We start from the raw sequence: 2,150 nt of genomic DNA, 5'->3' as shown, positions 1-2,150 counted from the left end.
CGCCACCCCCCGCCAGGCCGGCGGCAGCGCGGCGAGCGCGAGTTGCGTCAGGCCTTGAGGATCGCTGAGCCCCAGGAACGCGAACGCCAAGCCGAACAGAAGCACGGCCAGGGCCTTCGGCAGGGTTCCGAGCAGCGCCTGCAGGCCGTGGAACCCCGCGAGGGCCAAGCGCTGCACGGCGAGCACGACCACCCCGCCCGCCTCCCGCCAGTACGGTTCCAGCGAGGGCGGCAGCCCCGCCAGCGCCCCGCGCAGGAAGTTCCACAGGGCGGACGCGAGGCGTTCCGCCTGCGAGTACCACTCCGGCACGTGAGCGACAAAGCGGCCCGTCTCCGCCGTCAGGGCGGCCACGACGGCGATGCCGCCGAGCACCAGCCCCGTGCCGATCGTGGTCATCGCCAGCGCCGCCGCCCAGCGACGCGGCAGGCCGCGCGCCGCCGCCCAGTCGACCACCGGGGCGAGGAGCGCGACGAGCGCCGCGGCCACGACAAACGGGCCGAGCACCAGCGACCCGTAGCGCACGGCGATTCCCACGAGCAACGCGACCAGCGCCACGCGCGCGTAGACTTGCACGCTCCCGGCCTCCCACGGCCGTCCGCGCCCTCACGGCAGCCACGTCTGCCAGAGCCACCACGCCACCGGCATCGCGAAGGCGAGGCTGTCGAACCGGTCCCACACGCCGCCGTGTCCGGGGAGAAGCCCGCCGGCGTCCTTCCGCCCGGCGGCGCGCTTGAAGGCGGACTCGAACAGGTCGCCGACCGTTCCCGCCACGACCAGGCCCGCGCTGGCCAGGGCGAGGGCGACCGGCGGCCACCCCGCGAGCCGGGCCACGCCGTACCCGACGGCCGCCCCGGCGGCGAGCGCCGCCGCGAGGCCCTCCCACGACTTCCCGGGGCTCACCCGCGGCGCCAGGCGATGGCGGCCCCAGGCCCTGCCTATGAAGTATGCGGCCATGTCCGCCGCCCAGATCACGAGAATCGGCCAGAGGAGGTGCGGCCGGCCGATCTGCCGGAGGAGGATGAAGAAGGCGTACGGCGCCGGCGCCACGAGCACGTACGTGGCCCCGGCCGCCCATGCCTGCACGGCGGGGGCCGGGTCCCGCCGCGCGGCGCGCATCACGCCCCATGCGCCGAGGAGCAGGGTCGCGCCCGCGACGCCCGTGGCCCAGCCCCGCACGCCGTCCAGCCACGCCCCGCCAAGGACGAGCCAGCCCGCGGCCATCGACGGCAGCGGCCACCAGGCGCCCCAAAGGCCGCGCGCGATGCCGGCGAACTCGAAGGCCACCGCCGTGGCCGCCACCCACGCGAGCGCGAACGCCGCGGCGCCGCCGACGTACACGGCACCGAGGACCAGCGGCACCCCGACCACCGCCGTCAACACGCGGAGCGTGAGCTCGCTCATTCCGGAATGCCACCGAACCGGCGCTCGCGCTGCTGAAAGTCCGCGATCGCCCGGTAGAAGTCCTCCGCCGTGAAATCCGGCCACAGCACCGGCGTGCTCCAGAACTCCGCGTACGCGAGTTCCCAGAGAAGGAAATTGCTGACGCGCATCTCGCCGCCCGAGCGGATGAGAAGGTCGAGCTCCGGCAGGCCGGCCGTCGACAGCTGCGCGTTGACCCATGCTTCATCGACGTCTTCCACCTTCAGCCGGCCATCCTTCGCGAGCCGCACGGCGGCGCGCACAACCCGCAGGATGTCCTGCCGCGCGCCGTAGTTCACGGCGAAGGCCGCCTGCAACCCGGTGTTGGCCGCCGTCTCCTCCTCGGCCGCGCGCAGCGCGGACACGACCCCCGGCGGCAGGCCGTCGCGCTCGCCCAGAACGCGGACGCGGACGCCGTTCGTCTTCAACTCCGGGAGGTCGTGCTGAAACGTGTCCGCGAGGAGCTTCCAGAGAAACTCCACTTCCGACGCCGGCCGCTTCCAGTTCTCCGCCGAGAACGCGTACAGCGTCAGCGCCGGGATGCCCATCTGGGCCGCCGCCCGGATGACGCGCCGGACGGCCTCCACCCCGGCGCGGTGGCCCTCCGACCGCGCGAGGCCGCGCTGCTTCGCCCAGCGGCCGTTGCCGTCCATGATGACGGCGACGTGCCGCGGCAGCCGCGTGGAGTCCACGCCGAAGGCCTCCCACGGCGGCGTCGCCGCGTGCGCTGC

3 protein-coding genes are annotated in these 2,150 nt (G+C 74.6%); all 3 read right to left on the bottom strand.

Annotation, left to right across the window (positions count from 1 at the left end):
- Window positions 1-573, bottom strand: a 573-nt coding sequence (locus IRZ18_09835) for an AI-2E family transporter (GenBank protein ID MBX5477405.1), incomplete at its 3' end; no start/stop codon positions are given.
- Between the two features lie 30 nt (window positions 574-603).
- On the bottom strand, window positions 604-1,401 hold the full coding sequence (locus IRZ18_09830; protein ID MBX5477404.1) for a phosphatidate cytidylyltransferase: 798 nt from the start codon (window positions 1,399-1,401) through the stop codon (window positions 604-606).
- Window positions 1,398-2,072: a di-trans,poly-cis-decaprenylcistransferase gene (gene uppS / locus IRZ18_09825; protein ID MBX5477403.1), complete on the bottom strand. Its 675-nt coding sequence runs from the start codon at window positions 2,070-2,072 to the stop codon at window positions 1,398-1,400. Before uppS ends, IRZ18_09830 begins: the two co-directional genes overlap by 4 nt.
- Window positions 2,073-2,150: the final 78 nt, after the last annotated feature.

Source organism: Clostridia bacterium, from assembly GCA_019683875.1.
Classification (GTDB): domain Bacteria; phylum Bacillota; class Sulfobacillia; order RBS10-35; family Bu92; genus Bu92.
The sequence above is the reverse complement of the archived record's forward strand: the minus strand, read 5'-3'. Positions and strand labels throughout refer to the sequence as shown.